At 72.7% G+C, this 17592-nt stretch carries 17 protein-coding genes; 11 read left to right on the forward strand and 6 right to left on the reverse strand.

Annotation, left to right across the window (positions count from 1 at the left end; translation table 11 throughout):
* The first annotated feature begins 32 nt into the window (after positions 1-32).
* Entirely contained in the window at positions 33-1904 is a 1872-nt protein-coding gene (locus WMF28_RS23155) for a DUF885 domain-containing protein (protein WP_437595421.1), read from the forward strand.
* Between the two features lie 121 nt (positions 1905-2025).
* Positions 2026-2271: a hypothetical protein gene (locus tag WMF28_RS23160; RefSeq protein WP_437595422.1), complete on the forward strand. Its 246-nt coding sequence runs from the start codon at positions 2026-2028 to the stop codon at positions 2269-2271.
* A 13-nt stretch (positions 2272-2284) separates the two neighbouring features.
* Here WMF28_RS23160 and WMF28_RS23165 read toward each other — a convergent pair whose 3' ends face one another.
* Positions 2285-2809: a hypothetical protein gene (locus tag WMF28_RS23165; RefSeq protein WP_437595423.1), complete on the reverse strand. Its 525-nt coding sequence runs from the start codon at positions 2807-2809 to the stop codon at positions 2285-2287.
* A 239-nt stretch (positions 2810-3048) separates the two neighbouring features.
* On the reverse strand, positions 3049-4689 hold the full coding sequence (locus tag WMF28_RS23170; RefSeq protein WP_437595424.1) for a di-heme-cytochrome C peroxidase: 1641 nt from the start codon (positions 4687-4689) through the stop codon (positions 3049-3051).
* Between the two features lie 424 nt (positions 4690-5113).
* On the opposite strand from WMF28_RS23170, the gene WMF28_RS23175 reads away from it, so the two are divergent.
* The 4 genes from WMF28_RS23175 to WMF28_RS23190 all read left to right on the forward strand — a co-directional run bounded on the left by WMF28_RS23175 (position 5114) and on the right by WMF28_RS23190 (position 8767).
* The gene (locus tag WMF28_RS23175; RefSeq protein ID WP_437595425.1) at positions 5114-6034 is read left to right on the forward strand and encodes an alpha/beta hydrolase; all 921 of its coding nucleotides are present in this window, start codon (positions 5114-5116) and stop codon (positions 6032-6034) included.
* 149 nt (positions 6035-6183) lie between these two features.
* On the forward strand, positions 6184-6675 hold the full coding sequence (gene ybaK, locus WMF28_RS23180; RefSeq protein ID WP_437595426.1) for a Cys-tRNA(Pro) deacylase: 492 nt from the start codon (positions 6184-6186) through the stop codon (positions 6673-6675).
* A gap of 74 nt (positions 6676-6749) precedes the next feature.
* A complete protein-coding gene (locus WMF28_RS23185) occupies positions 6750-7568 on the forward strand; it encodes a hypothetical protein (RefSeq protein WP_437595427.1) in 819 nt (272 codons plus the stop codon).
* Positions 7565-8767 carry a serine/threonine-protein kinase gene (locus WMF28_RS23190; RefSeq protein ID WP_437595428.1) on the forward strand — a complete coding sequence of 401 codons (1203 nt, stop codon included), beginning with the start codon at positions 7565-7567 and terminating at the stop codon, positions 8765-8767. The genes WMF28_RS23185 and WMF28_RS23190 overlap by 4 nt, the downstream gene beginning before the upstream one ends.
* On the opposite strand, the gene WMF28_RS23195 is transcribed toward WMF28_RS23190, so the two are convergent.
* A complete protein-coding gene (locus tag WMF28_RS23195; protein WP_437595429.1) occupies positions 8756-9283 on the reverse strand; it encodes a DUF2243 domain-containing protein in 528 nt (175 codons plus the stop codon). The two genes, WMF28_RS23190 and WMF28_RS23195, sit on opposite strands and share 12 nt — an antisense overlap.
* 201 nt (positions 9284-9484) lie before the next feature.
* Between WMF28_RS23195 and WMF28_RS23200 the strand changes: the two genes are divergently transcribed.
* Positions 9485-10267: a hypothetical protein gene (locus tag WMF28_RS23200; protein ID WP_437595430.1), complete on the forward strand. Its 783-nt coding sequence runs from the start codon at positions 9485-9487 to the stop codon at positions 10265-10267.
* A gap of 190 nt (positions 10268-10457) precedes the next feature.
* Here the strand turns inward: WMF28_RS23200 and WMF28_RS23205 are convergent, their stop codons facing one another.
* Positions 10458-10814, reverse strand: coding sequence for a hypothetical protein (locus tag WMF28_RS23205; protein ID WP_437595431.1), 357 nt, complete (start codon positions 10812-10814; stop codon positions 10458-10460).
* Positions 10815-10918: 104 nt separating this feature from the next.
* Entirely contained in the window at positions 10919-12307 is a 1389-nt protein-coding gene (locus WMF28_RS23210; protein WP_437595432.1) for an MFS transporter, read from the reverse strand.
* Between the two features lie 95 nt (positions 12308-12402).
* Between WMF28_RS23210 and WMF28_RS23215 the strand changes: the two genes are divergently transcribed.
* Genes WMF28_RS23215 through WMF28_RS23225 form a run of 3 tightly spaced genes read left to right on the forward strand, consistent with a single transcriptional unit; the run spans position 12403 to position 15495 of the window.
* Positions 12403-13608 (forward strand): efflux RND transporter periplasmic adaptor subunit, encoded by a 1206-nt coding sequence (locus WMF28_RS23215; protein ID WP_437595433.1) that lies wholly within the window; start codon positions 12403-12405, stop codon positions 13606-13608.
* A complete protein-coding gene (locus WMF28_RS23220) occupies positions 13608-14828 on the forward strand; it encodes an ABC transporter permease (protein WP_437595434.1) in 1221 nt (406 codons plus the stop codon). The genes WMF28_RS23215 and WMF28_RS23220 overlap by 1 nt, the downstream gene beginning before the upstream one ends.
* The gene (locus WMF28_RS23225) at positions 14821-15495 is read left to right on the forward strand and encodes an ABC transporter ATP-binding protein (protein WP_437595435.1); all 675 of its coding nucleotides are present in this window, start codon (positions 14821-14823) and stop codon (positions 15493-15495) included. The genes WMF28_RS23220 and WMF28_RS23225 overlap by 8 nt, the downstream gene beginning before the upstream one ends.
* Before the next feature lie 78 nt (positions 15496-15573).
* Here the strand turns inward: WMF28_RS23225 and WMF28_RS23230 are convergent, their stop codons facing one another.
* On the reverse strand, positions 15574-16362 hold the full coding sequence (locus tag WMF28_RS23230) for an SDR family NAD(P)-dependent oxidoreductase (RefSeq protein ID WP_437595436.1): 789 nt from the start codon (positions 16360-16362) through the stop codon (positions 15574-15576).
* Positions 16363-16632: 270 nt separating this feature from the next.
* Here WMF28_RS23230 and WMF28_RS23235 point away from each other — a divergent pair, with 270 nt between their 5' ends.
* A complete protein-coding gene (locus WMF28_RS23235) occupies positions 16633-17574 on the forward strand; it encodes a hypothetical protein (protein WP_437595437.1) in 942 nt (313 codons plus the stop codon).
* Positions 17575-17592: the final 18 nt, after the last annotated feature.

The following is a 17592-nucleotide window of genomic DNA, read 5'->3' on the forward strand; positions in this document are numbered from 1 at the left end:
GCTCACGGCGGCGCCTGTGCAAGAGGTGCGATATGGCCCTGCGCGCGCTCCGCACCATCGCCGTCGTTCCCCTGCTCGTGGCCGCGTGCGCCCGCGCGGCGCCGCCTCCCGCCGCCGCGCCGGCTCCCCTGCCCTCGCCGGCGCCCCCGGCGGTCGCGAGCACGGCAACGGCGGCGACTGCTGCGCCCGCGGCGACCCCGCGGCGCCCGGCGTGGGTGGAGCGCAGCAACGAGCACGCGCAGGTGCTCCTCGACGTGCTCGCCCGGTTCTCTCCGGAGCTCGCCGGCTCGATGGGGATCGAGCGCGCGGACGCGGAGATCACCGATCCCTCGTCGGAGGCCGAGGCGCGGGCGCGCGCGGCCTACCGCGCGGCCATCGTCGAGCTCCAGAAGCGGCGAGAGGCCGAGAAGGACCCGGCGGTCGCCGAAGATCTGCAGATCCTGCTGGACGCCGCGGACCGGGCCGTTCGCGGCTCGGAGCTCGACGAGAAGCACAGGGTCACTTACGTGCACGTCACGGGGCTCGTGTTCGAGGGCATCTCGAACCTGCTGGACGACCGGCTACCCCCGGCGCGGCGGGCCGCGGCCCTCACGCGGCTCCGGCGCTATGCCGGCCTGGAGGCGGGCTACACGCCCATCGCCGAGCGGGCCAGGGCCAGGCTCACTCAGGAGCTCGGAAAGCCCGGCTTGCTCGCCCCCTCCAGGATGGAGATCGAGCGGCACCTCGCCACGAACGCCCGCGTGCGGGAGGGCATCGGCGAGCTCTTCAGGAAATATGCTATCAGCGGCCATGAAGCGCCGCTCGCCGCGCTGACTCGCCAGCTCGAGGCGTACGACGCGGCGCTGCGCGCCGACGTGCTCCCCCGGGCGCGGACCGGCTTCGCGCTGCCGCCGCCGCTCTATGCGTTCGCGCTCGAGTCGTATGGCGTCGATCTCCCGCCCGCCGAGCTCGCGTCCCTGGCCCACACAGCCTTCGACGATCTGAAGGCGCAGATGCAGAAGCTCGCGGTGTCGATCGCCGCCGCGCGCAAGCTGCCGAGCGCGGATTACCGCGACGTGATCCGCGCCCTGAAGAAGGAGCAGCTGGTGGGCGAGGCGATCTTGCCGCACTACAAGGAGCGGCTCGCCCAGATAGAGGCCATCATCCGGAGAGAGCGCCTCGTCACGCTGCCCGACAGACCGGCGCGCATCCGGCTCGGCACGGCCGCGGAGAGCGCCGAGTCGCCTGCGCCGCACATGCGGCCGCCGCGGCTGCTCGACAACCAGGGAGAAGAAGGGGAATTCGTGCTGCCGCTGAGCCTCCCAGGGCCGCCCGGCTCCACGGGGGAGCTGCGGAAGATCGACGATTTCACCCATGCCGCGGCGTCATGGACGCTCACCGCTCACGAGGCGCGCCCCGGACACGAGCTCCAGTTCGCGTCGCTCGTCGAGCGGGGCGTCTCGATCGCGCGGGCCATCTTCGCGGAGAACAGCGCCAATGTGGAGGGATGGGGTCTCTATTCCGAGGCCATCCTGCTCCCGTTCATGCCGCCCGAGGGCCAGCTCGTCTCGCTGCAATACCGCCTGCTGCGGGCCGCGCGCGCCTTTCTGGACCCGGAGCTCCAGGCCGGCAAGATCACGCCGGCGGCCGCGCGCGCCTTCCTGGAGAAGGAGGTGGTGCTGTCGGCGCCGTTCGCGCAGTCCGAGGTGGAGCGCTACACGTTCCGCGCGCCGGGACAGGCGACGTCGTATTTCTACGGGTTCACCCGGCTGATGGAGCTCCGGGCAGAGGTCGAGTCCAGGATGGGCCCTCGCTTCGACGCGCAACGGTTCCACGATTTCGTGCTCGCCCAGGGGATCCTGCCGCCGAAGCTGATGCGCAAGGCGGTGTTCGAGCGGTTCGTGGGGGCTCAGCGGGCGCTCTGAGCGAGGACGCGTACGAGGAGAGGAGAAAGAAGGCCGCCTCGATCCAGCGCGGGATCCCCTTGCGGCGCGCCTCGCCGGCTCCAGCTGTCCAGGAGGACACGGCAGCGCCGGAGGGTGACGCATGGAAATCAACGAGAACGCGGCGGTGAAGCGACAGTCGGCAGGGCCCGACGGCGCCGCGGCCGGATTCAAGAAGACGGGGAAGAAGGCGCGCGAGGAGCGGACGCCGGAGACGCCGGTCGATCGCGGGGGCTCGCTCTGGCCAAGCAGGGCGTCAGAGGCGCTGGTCGATCCGGAGGACGTCGCGTCGGACCTGTCGTTCCCGGCGAGCGACCCTCCGGCCTGGACGCCGGGCTACCCGGGCTGAGCGCCAGCACCCGTCACGCCTCGGGAACGTCCCCTTCGAGCCACTTGCGCGCGCTCTCGGCGGTGAGCTTGAAGGCCGCGGGCACCCTCGCTCGCCGCACGGCCTCCCCCGCCGCGTCCCACTCGGTGAGGATGGCGTGGGGGTCGTCCTCGTCGGGCACCACGTCGAGGTCCACCCGCACCCGCGCGCCGCCCTCGACCGCCGTCGTGACGCTCCGGTGCAGCTGCGCCCGGCGCTGCTGGACGTGGCGCGCCAGCACCTCGTTCGCCGTCTTCACCAGGGTGGCGAAGGCATTCGCGTCGAGGGGCTTCGGGTTCTTCTTGTCACGCCCCATCGTCCACGGCCCCACCAGCGAGGGCTCGCTCTGGCCGTCGCACGTCATCTCGACGGCCCACCCGTCGTCGTCCTCGTTCTTGATGACCCGCGCCGTCCACCCGCTGCCCCTCCACAGCTTCGGGTCCTGGTCCTCAGGGCGGATCGGGCGCTCCTGCCCCGCCTCGTCGTCCGTCTCGTCCGTCGCGTCGTGCGTCGTGTCCATGGACGCCTCGGTGTACCCGCTATGCGCTCGGTGCGTCCACCACCTCCAGCACGTCTCGGGCATTTCCTGTCAGCCCCTGGCGGCTCTGGAGCGCCTCCGCGGCGCCCGTCGATCCCCCTCGACGGCCGGCGGCACGACGCTGACTGCCGGCGCGGGCGGTTCGCCGGCCCGGCGATCCATCCGCCCGGCGCTCCACCCGCGCCGCCGCGCGCTCGGCGCGCGCGCCAGCGGAGCGCCCGTCACAGCGTCTTCAGGTACTCGACGAGATCCCAGCGCTCCTGCTCGGTCAGCGCGGGCCCGATGACGCCCTTTCCGCGCGGCCCGTCGCGGTACTCGTGCCCGGCGTTCGAGTTGCCGGGGAGATCCGTTACGAGCTCGAACCCTCCCTGAGAGGGCTCCACCCGGAGGCCGACGCGCCTCGGGTCGAACGCCGCGCCGCCGAGATGGAACCTCTTCGAGCGCCGCTCTCCTGGGAGGAGCAGCTCATAGAGGCTCGGGACAGAGCCATTGTGGAGGTACGGCGCCGTCGCCCAGATCCCGTTCAGCTCGCGCGCCCGATACGCGAGCGGCGCGCGCCACCTGTTCGGGCGGTACCCATCCCACGCGAGCCGCTGCTCCGCCGACAGGCCGTACTCCTCGTACTTCGTCTCGCGGATCGCCCACGTGCCGAGCTCCAGCGCCTGCGCCATCCCGACCCTCCCGAGCCCGAGCGCCCCCAGATCCACCTTGCGCTCGTTGAAGCTGACGGCGTGGGTCGGATCGGTGCCGATCAGGTCGAGCGGGGACATCATCGCTCTCCGGAAGCGCCTGCCATGCTCGTTCGGGGGAGTCAGCCCGGGCTCGTGACAGCTCGCGCAGTGCATGCTGTAGAGGCGCCTGCCGCGGGCCGCCTGCTCCTTGTCGATGCTGCCGAGGAGGTGCTCTGGCCAGCGCGGCGCGCGGAGCTTCTCGACCTGCTGTTCAATCAGGCGCAGGTTGTCCACCCGGATGCTCGACTGGACATGCACCCTCGTCCCCTGCGACTCCGGGCTGAGCCGCGTGTGCGTGCCCACCCCCAGGGCCTCCGCGATGTTGCGAGCCATCGGCTGCATGATGGATCCGTTCCACTGCACCCAGTCGTAGCTCGGCGCATCCCAGAGGTGAGGATAGTCGACAGGCGCGTTGGTCGCGCGGACGTTCTCCGGGTTGATCGATCCGAACAGAAGGTTGCCGGCGCGCCCGAGCGCGTCCAGCCTGCCAAAGCCCGCGATGGTGGCGTGGGACCCCTCCCCGGCCCCGGTGAACGCTTGCAGCCGGACCACCTCCAGCATCTTCCCCACCTGCGCTCGCAGGGCGCGAGCGGAGTCCTCGCCGTGGTGGTCCTTGAGGACCGCCCTGGTGAAGCGGTCCAGCTTTTCCGGCGTCTTCAGCGTGCGGTCGAGCGCGCCGAAGACAGCCTCGGTGAAGGCGACCACGTCGATCCGCGCCGGGCCGCCGTCGATCCGGATCCTCGCCCCACGGTGGGAGATCTGGCGGGTGTGGCACGTCGCGCACGTGAACCCGACGTACACCTCGCCCGTCACGGGATCGACGTCCTTGGCGAACCCCACCGGGAGGCGCTCCGGATTGCTCTTCGAGCCTGGATCCTCGATGAAGCGATAGCGCGCCACATAGTCGCTCGCGACGAACCGCTCCGCGCTGTCCCCCCGCTCCAGCGCAAGGAACCACCCGAGCGGCAAGAGCCTGGTCCCCTGGGAGACACGGTAGAAGATCCGACGCTCCTCCTCGCCCCACCCCTGGTCGAGGTACACGACGTCTCCCGCGCGCCGGCCGCCCTTCCCTTGCGCGCAGCCGGACGCTGCGAGCATCGCGAGCGCGATCGCACCGCTCTGGATCCACATGACCATCCCCCTTCGATGAGCTCCGCCCGCGAGGCGCGCCGATCGCCACACCGCGTGTCAGAGTCCGGCGACAGCGCGCTTTCCCTGATCGGCTCTCCGGAGCGCGACAGGGCCCCATTCGCGCGCCGCCGCGCTCCACCCCGAGCAGAGCGCAGCGGCGCGACACCTACGCAGGGAGCGTACGACGACACAAAGCCGAGTCAAGCTTGCGGGCAGCGCAAACTCGACTCGGATGATTTGATGTTTCGGACGTGCGCTGCGCGAGCACCGACTCAGGATCTCGGTCCCCGGCGGCGAATCGGCAGATCCCAGAAGACGGCGAAGTCCGCGGGAGGCATGGCAACAGGATAGTTCAAGCGCGGCGACTGGTCAGGACCGCCGGTGCGGGCCTTGCCGGCCGCCGCAGGGCTGCGACACTCCCCGCATGCTCCTCCCCCGGCGCCCCTTCCTGGCCCTCTGCGCCGCCGCCCTGGCCCCGCGCGCGGCCCTCGCCGACCCTGCCGGGCCCGCGCCGCCATCTCCGCCGCCCGCCGCTGCCCCGCCCGCCTTCGACGTCCGCGACCTCCAGGTCCCCGGAGACCGCGCCCTCGGCCGGCGGTTCACGCTGCTCGTCCCGAAGCACCTCGCCCCGGGCGAGCGCGTGCCGCTGCTCGTGCTCCTCCACGGCCTCGGCGAGACCGGCGACCCGCGCCTCGGCGCCTTCGCGTGGATCGAGCGCTACGGCCTCGGGTCAGCCTACGAGCGGCTCCGCCGCCCGCCGCTCGGCCGCACCTCGCGAAGAAAGGACTGGACCGACGCGCGGCTCGCCGAGGTCAACGCCGCGCTCGCGGCGCGGCCGTTCCGCGGCCTCGTTGTCGCGTGCCCGTACACGCCCAACGTCCACAAGGCGCCGAACCCCTCGGCGGCGCTCGACGGCTACGCGCGCTGGCTCGCGGAGGTGGTCCTGCCCCGCGCCCGCGCCGAGGCGCCCGTGCTCGACGGCGCGGCCCGCACCTCGCTCGACGGCTGCTCCCTCGGCGGCTACGTCGGCCTCGAGGTGTTCCTCCGCAGGCCCGAGCTCTTCGGCGCCTGGGGCGGCGTGCAGTCGGCCGTCAGCGCCCACCGCGCCCCCGCCTACGCCGACCGGCTCGCCAGGGCCGTCGCCGCGGCCGGCCCGCGCGATCTCCACCTGCTCACCAGCAAGGGCGATCCGTTCCACGACGCGAACGCCGCCCTCGCCGCGCAGCTCGCGAAGCGCTCCATCCCCCACACGCTCCGCGTCCTGCCGGGCCCCCACGACCAGCCCTGGCTCCGCGAGGCCGGCACCATCGAGATGCTCCTCTTCCACGACCGCCGCCCGCGCTGACCGGCCGCGCGCGCGGCGCAGGCACCGGCAGGTTCACCGACGGGCACGGCTCCGCGACCCAATGAAAGCAGTCCGAGCCGAGCGCCCCCCGTGGTCTCGGGGCCAAGGCCGTCGACGCCCTCGCCGCCGCGTATAGCATGGCGCGGCCCATGACCACGAAGACCAACGCGGCGCGCATCCTCGACAGCCTCGGCATCCAGTACGAGCTGCGCGCCTACGAGGTCGATCCGAGCGACCTGACCGCAGGCACGGTGGCCAGGAAGATCGGCCTGCCGCCGGAGCAGGTGTGGAAGACGCTTGTGGCGCGCGGCGACCGCCACGGCGTCTGCCTCGCGGTGGTGCCCGGCAACGCCCAGCTCGACCTGAAGGCGATGGCGCGGCTCACGGGGGACCGGAAGGTCGACACCGTGCCTCTCAAGGACGTCCAGCCGCTCACGGGCTACGTGCGCGGCGGGGTCACGGCGCTCGGCGCGAAGAAGGCCTATCCCGTCTACGCGGATGAGACCATCGAGCTCTTCGACGTCATCTCCGTCTCGGCCGGCGTGCGCGGCACCCAGATCCTCCTCGCTCCCGGCGACTACCTGCGCGCGACGAAGGCCAGGGTCGGCGCCATCGCCATGCCCGGCAGCGACGCAGATTGACGGCGCGCGCCGCCGGATCGCGGTAGGATGGCAGAGCTCGGCTCCGGCTCGAGCCCGGGGCGGCGACGAGGGATATGACCAGAGCGGCCTGCGACGTGCGCGACCCGAGCGAGCTGAGCACCGCCGAGCTGCGGCAGCTGTGCCAGGGCTGCCACCCGTGGGAGCTCGGGCTCGGGGCGGTCCAGCTGGTCGCGTCGACCGCGGCGAGCGGCGCCGTGCTCGCCGCGGCCGCCGCCTGCATCCCCGGGCTGGTCCAGTGCATCAGCGTGGGCCCGGCGCTCGCGGCGGGGCTCGCGGTGTGGGAGTCGCTCGGGGTGGCCAGGGCGTGGCTCCCGGGCGCGGCGTACCGCGAGGAGCTCGCGTTCCGGTCGTGGCACGCGGGGCTCTCTCCCTGGGCGGGGGCCCAGGCGCTGCGGCGCTGGGCAGGGCGCGCGATGGCGCGCCGGCCGGCGCCGGACTGGCTCCTCGTCCTCGAAGGCATCGCGCCGGCCGGCGGAGGGCGCCGCTGGGTCAAGGTCGAGCTCTCGCTGTCGCCGTCCTCGGACGGCCCGTTCCGCTCGCAGGCCGGCGGGCACGCGCTGCTTCACCCGGGCGGGGGCGGCACGGCCGGGCCGCGCGAGCGGCGCCTCGCGCCCGAAGAGCTCGACGACCTGCAGCGGGCGCTCGCGGAGCTCCCCGAGGGGCTCTCGCTCGCCCCCCCTGCTTCACCCCGGAACCCGGCGGTGTTCAGCGGCCACTGCGAGCTGCTCATCGCCAGGAGGGCGCCGTTCGCCGCGGTCCAGCTGACGTGCGCGTTTCCGTCGCTCGAGGCGGGCTCGCAGCCGCCCTCGCTGTCCCTGCTGCACCGCCTCGTGCAGATGGCCTGGAGCGAGGGCGAGAGGGGCCCGGCTTGATCGGCCAGACGATTGACCGCAAATACAAGCTGATGCGCCTCCTCGGCGAGGGAGGGATGGGGTCGGTCTACGAGGCGGAGCACACGACAACGCAGCGGCGCGTCGCGATCAAGGTCATCAACAGGCGACATCTCCTGCCCGGCGGCGAGGGGGAGCAGCGCCTCCGCCGCGAGGCGCGGGCGGCGAGCGCGATCGACAGCGAGCACATCGCGCAGGTGCTCGACGCGGGCATCGATGACGCGACGGGCACCGCGTACATCGCGATGGAGCGCCTCCACGGGAGGGACCTCCAGCAGCGCATCGACGCGGGCGGGCCTCTGCCGCCCGACGTGGCGCTGCGCATCGGCGCCCAGGCGCTCGCGGGCCTGCAGAAGACGCACGAGGCGCGCATCGTCCACCGCGACATCAAGCCTGCGAACCTCTTCCTCGCGAGGCGCCCGGACGGGTCGCTCACGGTCAAGGTCCTCGATTTCGGCATCGCCAAGATCCTGGCCGATCCGCTGGCCGCGCGGCTCACGACGGGGCTGACGAACACCGGCATCCTGCTCGGCTCGCCGCTGTACATGTCGCCCGAGCAGGTGCTGAACGGCCGCGACGTCGATCACCGCACCGACCTCTGGTCGCTCGCCAGCGCGCTGTACTGCGCCCTCGCCGGCCACGCGCCGTACCAGCAGGTCGGCACGGTCGGTAAGCTCGTCTTCACGATCTGCAGCACGCCGCCGCTGCCGCTCCACGAGGTCGCGCCGTGGGTCCCGGTCGAGGTCGCGGCGGTCCTCCACGGCGCGCTCGCGCTGGATCCGGCGGCGCGCTACCCGAGCGCCGCGGCCATGCTGGCGGCGATGCGCCCGCTGCTCACGGGCGGCACCGAGCTCGATCCGTCGATGTTGGACGGCGATCTCCGCATGAAAGAGCCCATGTCGAGCGCTCCTTCCCTCGATCTGGCGCGGCCCGAGCGCGAGCCGATCAGCCGCTCTGTCGACGCTGCCGCGCCGATCTCGCGGGGAGAGACCACGGCGTCGCTCGACATGAGCTCTGTAGCCGAGGACGTGTCCGTCACGCAGGGTGACGCGATGGCCACCCTCGCGGCGCCGCTACCGCTCACGGCGGCTGCCGTCCCCAGGGCAGCAGAGCGCGACGCGTCGCTCGATGCGGCCAGCCGCGCCGGCGATCCGGCCCGGCGCTCCCCCTCATCGCGCTGACAGGCGAGCCGGCGCGGCAGCGGGAGGCGGCGCCTCGCGCATCAGGTGCAGGCCGCCGAGCACGAGCAGGGCCCCGGATACGAGGAAGGCCAGATCCCAACCCAGCTGACCGGGCCCTGGACGGACGTGGTGAATCTGGAGGAGGTGGTGATCGATCACCCCCTCGACCAGGTTGAACCCCCCCCAGCCCACGGCGGCGGCGCCCGGGAGGATCCGCCCGGGCAGCGGATCTCCGCCCGCGCGCAGCGCGCTCCAGAGCTTGCTGACACCTGCCACGGTGAGGCCGAATGCGACAACGCTGAACAGGCCGTCTGCGAAGATGTTCCGCCTCACGTCGTCGAGGGTCGCGCCCGGATGGCAGCTGAAGCAGATCAGGTGGTGCCACTGCAGGAGCTGATGGAACAGGATCCCATCGAGCAGCCCGCCCGCGCCGATGCCAAGGAGCACGCCGGCCGTCTTCACGGCGCGTGACGTCCTCGCGGGGGTGTCGTTCTCGATCGGGCGGGCTGTGCTCATGGGGGTCCTCCTGGGCAGAGCGCCATGCGAGGGTCAAACCACGGGCGCGTGCGGAGGAGGGCGGGTGGGGCCGGGTCGACCGCTCTCGGGGCGATGCCTCGGCGACGTCGACCGGCCAACGCGGAGCTGGCACGGAGTTGGCACATGCCCTCGATCCTAGGTTTCCGCAGAGTCGTCGAAAGGTGTGAGATGGATAATCGAATGAACCCGGAACGCCCCGCAGGAACGCCGGAGCCGGAGCACCAGGGTCCCAAGCCGGTTCACTACACGTATCACGACGGCCGCGAGGATTATCTCCATGTCGGCCGCCAGGGGGGCACGGAGACAGACAAGTCCGAGGCGCTGATCCCCCCTTCCGAGGAGGTGCCTTCACCGCTCCAGGCGACGGCCCGGGCGCCCGAGGCGAGCGCTTTGCCGCCCGAGGCGGCGGCCCTGCCGACCGAGGCGGCGACCTCGCCTGCCCCGGCGAGCGCGCCGCCGCCCGAGGCGACGGCCCTGCCGCCCGAGGCGACGGCTGGCGCAGCGGCGCAGCGCCCTCAGCAGGGGATCCGGATGAGCGAGATCGTCACGCGCGGGCTGCGGACCGGCGCCGTGCTGACGGCAGCGACGATGTGCACGATGATGGCAGCCTCCACCCTCAAACGCGGGTCGCCCTGGGCCTCCATGAACGCCATGGCGACGGCGGTCGGGCTCGGGGGGCGCCGCGCGAGCGACCGGTTCGACCCGGCCGTCACGCCGGCCGGGGTCGCGGTGCTCGCCGGAGGCCTGCTCGTGTGGGGCATCGGCTACGAGAAGGCGCTCGACGCGGCCGGGCGGCGCAGCAGCCCGCTCACGGGCGCGCTGTCGGCGCTCGGCGGCTTCCTGTTCGACGAGCTGGTCTTGCCCGACCGGCTCATGAAGAACTTCCGCGCCAAGATGGGCGTGCTCGGCACCCTCAGCAAATACGTCGCCCTGGGCGTCGCGAGCGCCGCGGCCCCTCGGTGAGCGCGCTCCGCGCCGGCGCGGTCGCCCCCGGCTCGGCCTGATGGAGGGTGGGGGTCAACTGTGCCCAGAGAGAGTTCACATGTAGGCGACAAGGCGGTAAGGCGTGAAGATCATTGGATTTTTCTTCCCGCCTTCCCGCCTTCATGGTCAAATTTGACAACTACCCGCGCTCCCCCGCCGCCGCGCCCTGCTACCCCTGCCCGGCGGTCCTGCGCTCCTCCGCGCTCCGCTCCTCGTGCTGCGGCAGCGCGCCCGCCACGGGCCGCGCCTCGTCGGGCGCGTCGCCGCTTTGCGCCGCCTGCTCCTCCGGCAGCGCCGCCGCGTCCTCGGCCGCGATGCTGCGGTCCCGCGGCTCGCGCGAGCCGGCCGGGCCACCGCGACCGGACTCCTCGTATGGACCGCCGCCGAGCGTGCCCGGCGCGCGGAGCTCGGCGTCCTTCGGGTGCGGCCCGTCGAGCCGGAAGATCCCCTTCGACTGATCGACCTCGTCGGTACGCCCCTTCCCCTGCGCCTGCGGCTCGGGCCGCTCCTTGTCTTCGCGCCCCATGGTTCCCCTCCCTCGCTCGGCGTGCGCCGTGCATCCCCCGCACACACACGCGGTTCGGTTCGCTGCGTGCACGCGAGGTGCCGGCGCGCGCCGGCCCCGCCCGCTCACGCCGGCCGCGCCGGCCGCTGCTCTCCGGGGGATCCCTCCACCGGGACCGGCTGGGTGAGCTGCTCCGCAGGCGTCCCGGCGGCCATCTGCTGGGCGATGATGAGCTCCCGCCCCTGCTGCCGCAGCCGGGGGAGCCTCGTCGCGAACACCGCCGCGGCCACGACGCAGCAGGCGCCGCCGGAGGCGACGGTCGCGGGCGCGCCGATCCGGTCCGCGAGCCAGCCGGCGAGCAGCGCGCCGAGCGGGGCCATCCCCATGAACATCATCGCGTAGACCGCCATGACGCGGCCGCGGAGCGCGTCCGGCACCATCGCCTGCACGAGCGTGTTCGACCCCGCCATCTGCACCATCTGCGAAAAGCCGACGGGCACGAGCAGCAGCGCCGACAGCCAGAACGACCGCGACAGCGCGAACAGCCCGAGCGCCACCCCGAACCCCGCGCACGCCGCGGCGACCCAGTGGCCGAGGCCCCGGAGCCGCCTGCGCCCGGCGAGGACGAGCGCGCCGAGCAGCGCGCCGATGCCCGACGCGCCCATCAGGATGCCGAGCCCCCGCGGACCGCCGCCGAGGATCCGGTCGGCGAAGATCGGCATCAGCACCGCGTACGGCATCGCGGTGACGCTCACGACCCCGAGCAGCACGAGGAGCGCGCGGACCGCCCCGGTGTGCGCCACGAACCGGAAGCCCTCGGCCGTCTCGGCGAGCGCCGAGCCGAGACGGACGGCGGCCGGGCGGGGCGGCACGCGCATCGCGAGGAGGCTCGCGATGACGGCGAGGAAGCTCAGCCCGTTCGCGAGGAAGCACCACGCCTCGCCGATCGCGCCGACCAGGACGCCGGCCACGGCCGGGCCGATGATCCGGGCGCCGTTGAACATCGAGGAGTTCAGGGCGATGGCGTTGGCGAGGTCCTCCCTGCCGACCATCTCGACAACGAACGCCTGCCGCGTGGGGATGTCGAAGGCGTTCACGACGCCGAGGAGCACGCTGAACCCGAGGATGTGCGCGACCTCGACGCGCCCGCTCAGGGTGAGCGCGGCGAGCCCGAGGGCGAGCACCATCGCGGCCGATTGCGTCGCGATGAGGATGCGGTGGCGGCTCCGCCGGTCGGCCACGGCGCCGCCGATGGGGGCGAGCAGGAAGACGGGGATCTGCGTGGCGAACCCGACGGTGCCGAGCAGCAGCGACGAGCCCGTGAGGCGGTAGACGAGCCACGACAGCGCGACCGACTGCATCCAGGTGCCGACCAGCGAGACGAGCTGCCCCGAGAAGAACAGCTGGTAGTTCCGGTGGCGGAGCGCGCGCACAAGCGCCGGAGCAGAGGCCGCCGGCCGCCGGCCGTCGCCCGCCCCGCGGAGCGGCGCCGCTTCAGGTTCAGGCTGACGCATGGCCGCAGTATGGTGTGCTGGAGGGGCAGGAACCCGGGATCGGAAGAAATTGCGCGCCGAGATCTCCGGGCCGTTTCATGTTACCGAGAGTCTCGATGCGCTGGGTGTCCCGTCCCCTGTTCTGGGTCGTCGTGGTCGCCACGATCGCAGGGGGCGGTTACGCCGCCGTCCGCGCGCGAGGGCCCAGCGTGCGCACGGCCCGCGTGGTCGCCCGCGATATCGAGCAGCACATCGTGGCGAGCGGACGCGTCTGGGTCCCGTCCCGGGTCCAGGTCTCCGCGCAGAGCGCGGGCCTGGTGGTCGCGGTCGGCGCGGTCGAAGGACAGCGCGTGCGCGCCGGCGACCTGCTCGTGCAGCTCGATGACGCCGAGGCGCGAGCGGCGGTCGCGCAGGCCCAGGCCGCCGTCGATCAGGCGGCCGCGCGCGTCGAGCAGCTCCGGCGCGTCGGCGCGATCGTCGCCAGCGAGGCGCTGCGCCAGGCCCAAGCGCAGCTCGAAGGCGCGGAGAAGACGTTCGCGCGCACCCGCGAGCTCGCGAACTCCGGCGCGACCCCCCCGGCGGAGCTCGACGACGCGCAGCGGGCGCTCGAGATCGCGCGCGCGCAGAAGGCGGCGGCAGAGGTCCAGCAGCTCTCGTCGGCGCCGCTCGGCGCCGACTCGCGCGTGGCGCTCACGGCGCTGTTGCTGGCCCGGGCCCAGCTCACCGGCGCCAACGTGCGGCTCGCGCAGGCCCGCATCACCGCGCTGGACGACGGCGTGGTGCTGTCGCGCTCCGTCGAGCCCGGCGACGTGGTGCAGCCGGCGCGGACCTTGCTCGTGATGGCGGCCGACGCCGCGACGCAGCTCGTCTTCAACCCCGACGAGCGCAACCTCCCGTTCATCTCGCTCGACCAGGCGGCCCGGGCCTCGGCGGACGCCTACCCGCAGATCGTCTTCGACGCCGTCGTGAGCTACATCGCCCCCTCGATCGACCCGCAGCGTGGCAGCGTCGAGGTGCGCCTGCGCGTGCCCCAGCCTCCCGCGTTCTTGAAGCCCGACATGACGGTCTCGGTCGACCTCACGGTGGCGCGCGCGGCCGGCGCGCTCACGCTGCCGAGCGAAGCCGTGCGCGGCGCGGCGACCCCGGAGCCGTGGGTATGGGCGGTCGAGGGCGGCCGCGCGGCGCGCCGGTCGATCGCGCTCGGGCTCAAGGGCGAGGGCAGCGTGGAGGTCGCCTCGGGCCTCCCGGCCGGCGCCGAGGTGATCGTGCCCGACGGGCGCGCCCTGTCCGATGGCCAGCGCGTGCACACGGAGCGCGACTGATGCCGTTCGAGTGGTTCGTCGCGCTGCGGTACCTGCGTGATGCCCGGGGCCAGAGCGCGCTCATCCTGGCCGCCGTCTCGGTGGGCGTGAGCGTCATCGTCTTCCTGTCTGCGCTGATCGGCGGGCTGCAGACCTCGCTCATCGACAAGACGCTCGGCTCGCAACCACACATCACGCTGCGCGAGCCGCGCAAGGAAGCGCGGCCGCTCGTGCAGCCCAGCGCGGCGCTCGCGATCGCGCGCGGCGTGCAGCCCGCCCCGCAGCGGCTGCGCTCGATCGACCAGTGGCCGACGGTGCTGCGCGACCTCGAACGGCACACCGGCGTGCTCGCCGCTTCGCCCATCGTCACCGGCGCGGGCTTCGCCGTTCGCTCCGACGCCAAGAGCCCGATCGTCATGTACGGCGTCGATCCGGAGCGCTTCGTCGCCATCATCGACCTCCGGAGAAAGATGGTCGCCGGCCGCTTCGACGTGACGGGCGGGTCGGTGGTGATCGGGGCGGCGCTCGCTGCCGATCTCGGCGCCGTCGTCGGCGACAAGCTCCGCGTCACGAGCAGCGAGGGCATCGACGACGTGGTCACGATCTCGGGCCTGTTCAGGCTCGGCAACGAGGCGGTCGACCGGAGCTGGCTCGTCGCGTCGCTGCGCCACGCCCAGGCGCTGTATGCCCTGCCCGCCGGCGCGACCGCGATCGATCTGAAGGTCGCCGACGTGTTCGCGGCCGAGCGCATCGCGGCCGAGCTGCGCGAGCGCACGGGGCTCGACGCCGATAGCTGGATGGAGCTCAACGCGGAGCTGCTGAGCGGGCTGTCGGCGCAGTCGAGCTCGAAGGACATGATCCAGTTCTTCGTGGTCGTCGCCGTCGCGCTCGGCATCGCCAGCGTGCTCATCGTCTCCGTCGTGCAGAAAGCGCGCGAGATCGGCATCCTGCGCGCCGTCGGCACGCCCGCGCGGCGCGTGCTCGCGATATTCTTGATCCAGGGCGGCGTGCTCGGCGTCGCGGGGTCGATCGTCGGCTCGGCGCTCGGCGCGGCCTTCGCCAAGCTGTTCGAGGTCATGACCCAGAACCCCGACGGCGTGCCGCGTTTTCCGGTGACGATCGACGCCGGGCTGATCGCCGCCGCCAGCGCGCTCGCGACCGGCATCGGCTTGCTCGCCGCCGTGATCCCGGCGCGGCACGCCGCCCGGCTCGACCCCGCCACCGCGATCCGCAATGGCTGAGCCGCTGCTCGTCGTGGAGAACGTGGTCAAGGACTACGGCCACCGCGTGCGGACGCGAGCGCTCGCCGGCGTCGACATGGCGCTCGAAGAGGCCGAGTTCGTCGCGCTGATCGGGCCCTCTGGCTCCGGCAAGAGCACGCTGCTCAACATCATCGGCCTGCTCGATCGCCCCACCAGCGGGCGCGTGCTGCTCGGCGGCATCGAGACGACGCGCCTCGACGAGCGCGAGCTCACCCGGGTGCGCGCGCGCATGCTCGGCTTCGTGTTCCAGTTCCATCACCTGCTGCCCGCCTTCAGCGCGCTCGAGAACGTGATGCTCCCGGCCTGGGGCGACGAGGGCGCGCCGAGCCGCGCTCTGCGCAAGCAGGCCGAGGAGCTGCTCGTCGCCGTGGGCCTCGCGGACCGCATGCATTTCAAGACCACCGATCTCTCCGGCGGTCAGCAGCAGCGCGTCGCCATCGCGCGCGCCCTCTCGCGGCGGCCGCCGCTCGTGCTCGCGGACGAGCCCACCGGCAACCTCGACACGGACTCCTCGAACGAGATCTTCGCGCTGCTCCGCAAGTTCAACCGCGAGCTCGGCACCACCTGTCTGATCGTCACCCACGATCCGCGCATCGCCGAGCGCTGCGATCGCACCATCACGATCGTCGACGGGCGGGTGCGCTGACGCACGGCGAGCCTGGAGCCCATCGCCATCGCGCTCAGCCTCAGGCCGCGCGCGCCGGCTCGGCCGCTGGCGCGCGCCTCAGCCTCCGCCCGCGTAGCCCGCGGGCCACGACGCCGACACGAGGCCGCCGTCGACGACGAGGTCCTGGCCTGTGACGAACGAGGCCTTGTCGCTGAGGAGGAACGCGACCGCCGCGGCCACCTCTCCCGGCTTGCCGACGCGGTTCATGGCGTGCAGCGACGCGGCGAAGGCGCGGCCCTGGGGATCGTCGAGGCGCCAGCCCGCCGTGGCCATCTCCGACTCGACGATGCCAGGGCTCACCGTGTTGACGCGAATGCCCTTCTGCGCGTACTCGACCGCGACGGTGCGCGAGAGCCCGACGATGCCGGCCTTGGAGGCCCCGTAGACGGAGAGCCCGGGGAAGAAGCGCGACGCGGCCACCGAGGCGCAGTTGACGATGGAGCCCCCGCCGCCCGCGAGCATGGCCTTGAGCTGGTACTTCATGCACCAGAAGGCGCCGCGGAGGTTCGTCTCCATGAGCAGGTCGTAGTCCTCGTTGCTCATCTCGATGAACGGCACCAGAAAGCCGCTCCCGGCGTTGTTGAAGCTGCCGTCGAGGCGGCCGTAGGTGGAGACGGCGGCGTCCACGAGCGCCTTGACGTCGCTCTCCACCCGCATGTCGGCGGTGACCCAGGTGATCTCGCCGCCGCGGTCCTTGACGGCGGCGACGAGCTCGCGCCCCTGCGCCTCGCGCCGCGCGCTCGCGACGACCTTCGCGCCCTCGGCGGCGAGCGCGGCGGCCGTCTCCCTGCCGATGCCCGAGCTCGCGCCAGTGACGATGACGACCTTGTCTTTCAAAGCTCCCATGCCGCACGTCCTCTCGCGAAGGTAATCGGCGCCGCGGTGACCGGCTCCGGCGCTCGAAACGCCGAGATCAAGCAATCGTCCTCGCTCGCCCGGAGCACCTCCCAGCGCGCAGAACGGGCCGCGACGATGCCAAGGGCGCGACCAAATGGGAAGCGATTCCGGCGCCGTTCAGCGCAGCGCGCCCTGCGTTCGCCGTGTGCCGCGGGGCGCGGATGTGGGATGCCGGGACTGCGCCCGGCGGGGGCGAAGTTGGGTTATAGCCCTGCTCCCATGAACCGATCCCGCCTCGTCGCCGGCGCGCTCTTTCTGGCCGGCCACCTCTTCGCGCTCGGTTGCAGCGCCCCCAAGCCGGAGCCCGAGATCGCCTCCTCGGCCCCGCAGAGCGGCTATGCCGGGCGCTACCCGGCCGAGCTCCAGGCCACGGCCACGTCGCTCAGCGAGCGCGAGGACCTCGCGAAGCGCGCCACGGACCAGCTCGCGGGCTATCCGGACCAGCTCAAGGAGCCGGACTGGAAGGTGGTCGTCGACGTCATCGAGCAGGCCGACGCGGCTGGCCGGAGCTACGACTACGTGGAGCGCGTGCGCGCCGTGAACGGCGCCATGGAGTTCTTCGACGACAACAAGGACGAGCTCAACCGCAAGGTGAGCGGCGCCGCGCAGTACGTCGTCAAGCAGAAGGGGTGCGACGCCGACGTCACCGGCGCCACCGCGCACGCGCTCGAGGAGGGCGTCGCCCGCCAGCTCGAGAAGTACGTCCGCGACCGCAACGAGGCGCACCGCCGCATCGAGCGTCATCGCGCCTCGCTCGGCAAGGAGAACGCCGCGACGCTCGAGAGGCAGGCCGATGCCGTGAGCTTCGCGAGCTACACCGTCCACATCGACATGGTCGAGCACAAGCTCCGGCTCCGCCGCATGCTCGAGGAGATCGAGGCGATCAAGGCGTCGATCGACGAGGCCGTGGCGGCGGAGCGCGCGTTCCAGTCCTCGGGCGATCGCACCGACGCGGAGAAGAAGGCGTCGGACGCGCGCATCGAGGAGCTCGGGCGCAGCAAGGCGATGCTCGACTCGTCCGCGACGCAGGTGAAGCAGATCGACGAGACGATGGAGGAGCGTCTCGCCGCGGCCCAGAAGAGCTACCGCGAGGCGATGGACGCCCTGATCGCCACCCTCCGCAAGAACGCCGGCCTCCCTCCCGCCCCCCGCGAAGACTGAGCCCCCGCCTCACCCCTC

This window comes from Sorangium sp. So ce590 (genome assembly GCF_051521365.1).
GTDB lineage: Bacteria > Myxococcota_A > Polyangia > Polyangiales > Polyangiaceae > Sorangium.